At 37.7% G+C, this 5,453-nt stretch carries 6 protein-coding genes; all 6 read left to right on the top strand.

The window, feature by feature from the left end; translation table 11 throughout:
- A partial coding sequence (locus WMO25_RS14310) for a VirB4-like conjugal transfer ATPase, CD1110 family (RefSeq protein WP_349085860.1) occupies nucleotides 1-2,329 on the top strand: 2,329 nt, incomplete at its 5' end.
- A gap of 173 nt (nucleotides 2,330-2,502) precedes the next feature.
- Nucleotides 2,503-2,625: a hypothetical protein gene (locus WMO25_RS14305; protein ID WP_255610470.1), complete on the top strand. Its 123-nt coding sequence runs from the start codon at nucleotides 2,503-2,505 to the stop codon at nucleotides 2,623-2,625.
- The gene (locus tag WMO25_RS14300; protein WP_055173282.1) at nucleotides 2,609-3,130 is read left to right on the top strand and encodes a JAB domain-containing protein; all 522 of its coding nucleotides are present in this window, start codon (nucleotides 2,609-2,611) and stop codon (nucleotides 3,128-3,130) included. Before WMO25_RS14305 ends, WMO25_RS14300 begins: the two co-directional genes overlap by 17 nt.
- Nucleotides 3,131-3,298: 168 nt before the next feature.
- On the top strand, nucleotides 3,299-4,738 hold the full coding sequence (locus WMO25_RS14295; protein WP_021650937.1) for a ribonuclease H1 domain-containing protein: 1,440 nt from the start codon (nucleotides 3,299-3,301) through the stop codon (nucleotides 4,736-4,738).
- A 25-nt stretch (nucleotides 4,739-4,763) separates the two neighbouring features.
- Entirely contained in the window at nucleotides 4,764-5,129 is a 366-nt protein-coding gene (locus WMO25_RS14290; protein WP_021650936.1) for a type II toxin-antitoxin system RnlB family antitoxin, read from the top strand.
- An 83-nt stretch (nucleotides 5,130-5,212) separates the two neighbouring features.
- On the top strand, nucleotides 5,213-5,453 hold a 241-nt coding region (locus WMO25_RS14285; RefSeq protein WP_349085859.1), incomplete at its 3' end, for a hypothetical protein.

Below are 5,453 nucleotides of genomic sequence, written 5' to 3'. Positions count from 1 at the left end.
AGCAGATAAAGCAGTAAAATCCCCGAAATATCTTCAGGAAGTCATGGGGATTGGGAGAATTGCAGAAAATGGCATTTTTGAAGTAGGGAAGGGGATATATTCCAAGACATATCGTTTTTTGGATATTAACTATGTAACCGCAGGTGCAGAAGAACAGATGCGGATTTTAAAGCAGTATTGTAAGACGGTAAATGCCATTGATGTATATTTTCTTATTACCATTTTTAATCGGAATAAAAATATGCAGGATTTCCGGGAGCATGTACTTTTCCAGGAAAAAGGAGATGGTTTTAACTGGCTGCGTGGAAGTTATAACCAGATTATTGAAAAGCGCATTGTAGATGGAAGGCAGGGGATTGAGCAGGAAAAACTGCTGACTGTATGTGTAGAACGGAAATCCTACGAACAGGCAAAAGCATTTTTTGCCACTTTTGAAGCTACCTTAAAACAGAACTTTGGAGAACTTGGTTCCTGCATTGAAGAATTAAATGCAGAAGAGCGGCTGCGGGTACTTTTCAATTTTTACCGTATAGGGGAAGAAGAACAATTCTCCTTTGATTTCAGACAGGCGTTAAAAAAGGGCGGTGATCCTAAAAATGATATTTCACCAGGGTATATGCAGTTTTACCCAGGTTATTTTGAAACGGAACGGAAAAAATGCAGGGCATTATTCATTAAAAAATATCCGTCTTCTTTATCGGATACCTTTTTAAATGAGATTACCAGTCTTCCGGTTCATAGCATCACTACAATCTGCATTGTACCAGTACCAAAAGAACTGGCAAATAAGGTTCTTCAGAAGAAATATCTGGGCATTGAAAATGATATTTTAAAGCAGCAGAGAGTCCGTAATAAAAATAACGACTTTTCCAGTGACATTTCTCATATCAAGAAAGTCCAGAAGGAGAAGATTGTAAATCTTATGGACGACGTGCGGGAAAATGACCAGAACCTGTTTTATACAGGGGTTAATTTCCTGATCATGGCAGAGGACAAGAAGGAGCTAGACAGTGTAACCGAAACCATTAAAAATATCGGCAATGGACGCATGTGCCAGATTGAAACCCACTATTATCAGCAGAGGGAAGCTATGAATACCATACTTCCAGTGGGAAACCGGCAGATCAGCACAATGCGGACCATGCTCACAAGGGATATTGCAGCCCTTCTTCCCTTTAATGTACAGGAATTAAACGAAAAGTCCGGCGTCTGCTATGGCATTAACCAGGTTTCTCATAACCTTTGCATTGGAAACCGGAAAAAACTGGCAAATGGAAATGGAATGGTATTCGGTGTCCCCGGCTCCGGAAAATCCTATTTCAGTAAGTCGGAAATGCTGCAGGTGTTCTTAGGAACAGATGATGATATTATCTGTATCGATCCGACACTGGAATATTTTGATATTGCAGAAGCCCTGGGAAACCAGGCGGCAATCATTAACCTGTCTACCTATACAAAGAATTACATCAATCCTTTGGAGATGGATGTCTGGGCGCTGGATTTAAACGATTCCCAGGGATATATCCGAGATAAAGGAGAATTTATGCTGGGGCTGTGTGAACAATGTTACGGGGATAATCTAAACAGCCGCCATAAATCCATTATAGACCGTTGTGTACGAAAGCTGTATATCGACATTGCAAAGGCAAGGGAAAAGCATATCCCTACCATGTCAGAATTTTATGAGTTATTGTTGGAGCAGCCAGAAGAAGAGGCAAAGGACATTGCTTTATCGTTGGAGCTGTTTGTAAATGGCTCTTTAAATATTTTCAATAACCATACCAATGTGAATGTACAGGCAAGGTTCATTGTCTATGGTACCAGGGACCTGGGGAAAGAGCTGGGAGCCATTTCCACTCTGGTCATGCTGGAAAATATCAGTGCCAGGATTGCAGAAAACGCAAAGAAAGGAAGGGCAACCTGGCTTTATATAGATGAGTTCCATACGGTTCTTGACCGGGAGTATAGTGCGAAATTTTTGTTCAGCCTCTGGAAAAAAGTGAGGAAGCAAGGGGGACTATGCACAGGAATCACCCAAAATTTGGTTGATATGCTGCAGAACTATACAGCCATGACCATGCTGGGGAACAGTGAGTTTATTGCCCTGTTAAAGCAGTCCAATGTAGACAGTCAGGAATTATCCACTGCAGCAGGAATTCCAGAAGCACAATTAAAATATGTAGATAATTCTCCTTCCGGTACGGGGATCATTAAGTATGGAAATACCTGTATTCCATTTGATAACCGTATGGAAAAAGAAGCCAATCCGCTGTATGCGCTTTTCAATACCAACCTTCACGAAAAGGCGTTGCAGACAAAGCAGGAGTAATGTAATCTGAAAGGAACTTTTTCTTTTATCTGTAAAGGAAAAGGTATGACAGACGAGAAAAAATTAGGCAACAGCAAAAATTATAAGTCGGTAAAGTAGAAAAAGGATAGGACAAAAAGAGTGCAGTTCTTTTATCAGGCACTCTTTTTGTATATCATGGGAAAGGTGGCAGAATGGCTGAAACATATCAAATAGAAATGAATTTAGAACAGTTGGAAAGACTTTTAAAAAATCTGCCGGAGGGAATTATGCTGGAGATTTGTTTTGGAAAGGAAGAACATGGAGAAGACACATAAAATAGATGTGGTAAGTATACGCCTGGTGGAAGAACCTCCTCTATACAGTAGTAAAGAATTAAAAAATCCCTGTGATGTGGCAGAACTCTTTCAGGATTTTTTAAAAGATTGTGACCGGGAAATGTTCTGTATTTTAAACCTTCGGACAAAAAACCAGGTTATTAATGTCAACGTAGTAGGTATGGGAACGTTAAATAGTGTACTGGTTCACCCAAGAGAAGTATTCAAATCTGCGATTTTATCCAATGCCAGCAGTATCATTTTGGCACATAACCACCCTTCCGGTGATCCAGAACCAAGCAGGCATGATATAGAAGTGACAAAGCGATTGGCAGAAGCCGGCAATCTTATGGGGATTGAGGTGTTGGATCATATCGTGGTGGCTGAGAACCGGTATTTTAGTTTCAGGGAAGAAAACATACTACCAGAATACTTTCAAATGGAAGAAGTAGCAGCAGAGCAATCTCTTCCTTATGTAAAGAGTGAGAAAGAGAAGGTACATTAATTATTGCAACAGTGAAATACATTGACTGGTTTTGACAGAACATGTATAATAAAATAAGAAACAGAAAATAAAAGTAGCTAAATAGACAAATATCGTCAAAGTGTAAACATAAAATTCTTGACGAACAGGTTGTATTATGCTATAATCCCAAATCTTGAAGGAGTATACATGGCAAAGAAAAAAGTTTATGCTGTAAAAAAGGGTAAGCAAACCGGTTTGTTTTATTCATGGAATGAGTGTAAAGAGTCGGTAAGTGGATATCCGGGAGCAGAGTATAAAGGTTTTGAAACAGAAGAGGAAGCGAAAAACTATTTAGAGAATAGGATACAAGAAATTAAAAAAGTAGATATAGAAGAGAACACAACAAACCAGTTAGTTGTATATGTAGATGGTAGTTTTGATGAGAAAATAGGAAAATATGCTTTTGGGTGTATTATTCTTACACCAAGAGGAGAAACTATTAGAGAATCAGGAAATGGAAATGAACCGGACTCTTTAGCAATTAGAAATGTTGCTGGTGAAATGCTTGGTGCTATGTATGCAGTACAATGGGCAATTAAGAATGGTTATCATAACTTAGAACTTCGTTATGATTATGAAGGAATTGAAAAGTGGGCTCAAGGAGAATGGAAGGCAAAGAATACACTTACTCAGAAATATGCAAATTTTATGAAGAGTAAATCAGATATTCTAAAAATTTCTTATCAAAAGGTAAAAGCTCATTCTGGAGATCATTATAATGAAGAAGCAGATAAATTAGCCAAAGCTGCTTTAACAGAAGGTAATGGGATTCCTAAAGTTAAAAGAGGCGATTTTTGGTTTACAGTTGAGGGAATTTCAGATGAAGATTTGTCAACAGTTATAGCACTTGCTGTTGATGAAATTGGAAAAGACAATCTAATTATAGATGAAAAAAAGATTGCTCATGGAAAAGCAGTTTCTTTAAAATGTAACAAAAGTAAAGATAGAGTAGTTGTGACACATTATCAAAAGCATAATAAAGTAGTAATGCAAGGAAGACCAGAAGTGTTATTTTCTACTATTATTGGATATATTACTGAATTAATAGAAGTAGAAGAAATTCCTAAAATTTTTAATGACACATATAATCTTAACATAGATAAAGACGAGGTTCGCTCTGAATTTCAGTTTTATATGCCAAATGCTTATGATAAGCTACCGTCTAAGAAAATGGAAAGATCTCTTCATCAGGCTGTGTATAATTTAAAGGTCACAGATGATATGTTTGATGGAACATATTTGGCTCAGCCGGCAATTCGTGTTGTAGAAGCACAATTAAAAATAGCATTAATAGAATGTGGTATTATACCAAATGCGCAGTACATCAAAGAAAATCATTTTGATATGTTTGATAAAATAGGTGTAAAATATAAGCTGAAACCAGAGAGATATGGAAATGCAAAGCCTGAGCAGGTAAAGTATATTGGAAATATTTATACGTTTTATAACAGCAATCGCCATCCAATAGAACATTGGGATGACCCTACAGCACCAATTGATACTACAAAGATGCTGGATATAAAAGGTGCTCATGATTTGATTAAAAGAGCATTGGCGATTATTGATGAATATTATGAAGTGATTTAGAAATTAGGAGAAAGGAGTAAGTTAGATGAATAACTTTGATATGATTGTGATAAGTGAAGAAAAAGAAAATATTCTTGTGGTTATGAAGACTAGCGAGCCTCCTTTTGATTACCTTGCAGAGATTGAGGCTTCGCTAAGGGAAAAACACTATATCGGTGTAGTAATGATTGATGAATTGCTACATAGTGGGAATACGGAAGAACGGTTCATTCAGGGATACTTTGATGGTGCCCGGTTTGACAGTGGGCAATTTGCCTTTGAGCTTGTTCCGAAAAAGAGCAAATTAAGGGAACCTGTTTGTTTTTACTTGCATCAAGACAGGGAAAGCCTTGAATATTCTATTTTAACGACCAGACAGCAGAAGCTGATTGAGCATGGCTGTATCATTTAAAAAGAAAATAAGAAGTAACACAAAGAGCATTATCGCTAAAAACGGTAGTGCTTTTTTTGTGCATAAAAAGGAGGTATTGCTACGTGGAAAAAGGTGAGATGGGCGAGAATGCCACCGGACGTTTGACAACGTATTATGTGGCAGAATGTATGGAATTTAACCGCTATGGAGAATACAGGGAGGATATCCACAGTGCAGAAGAGGCAGTAAAGATCTATCAGAGTATTCCTTCTGAAAGGTTGAATGCAGGAAAAGGAATTGGGCTTCATGTGGAGGAAGAAGATGGTATTCCATTGGAATTTTCCCTGGTTTATAACGGGGAGT

It is taken from the genome of Coprococcus intestinihominis, assembly GCF_040096555.1.
GTDB lineage: Bacteria > Bacillota > Clostridia > Lachnospirales > Lachnospiraceae > Coprococcus_A > Coprococcus_A intestinihominis.
Note: the sequence above shows the minus strand (reverse complement) of the source record. Positions and strands in the feature narration are given on the sequence as shown.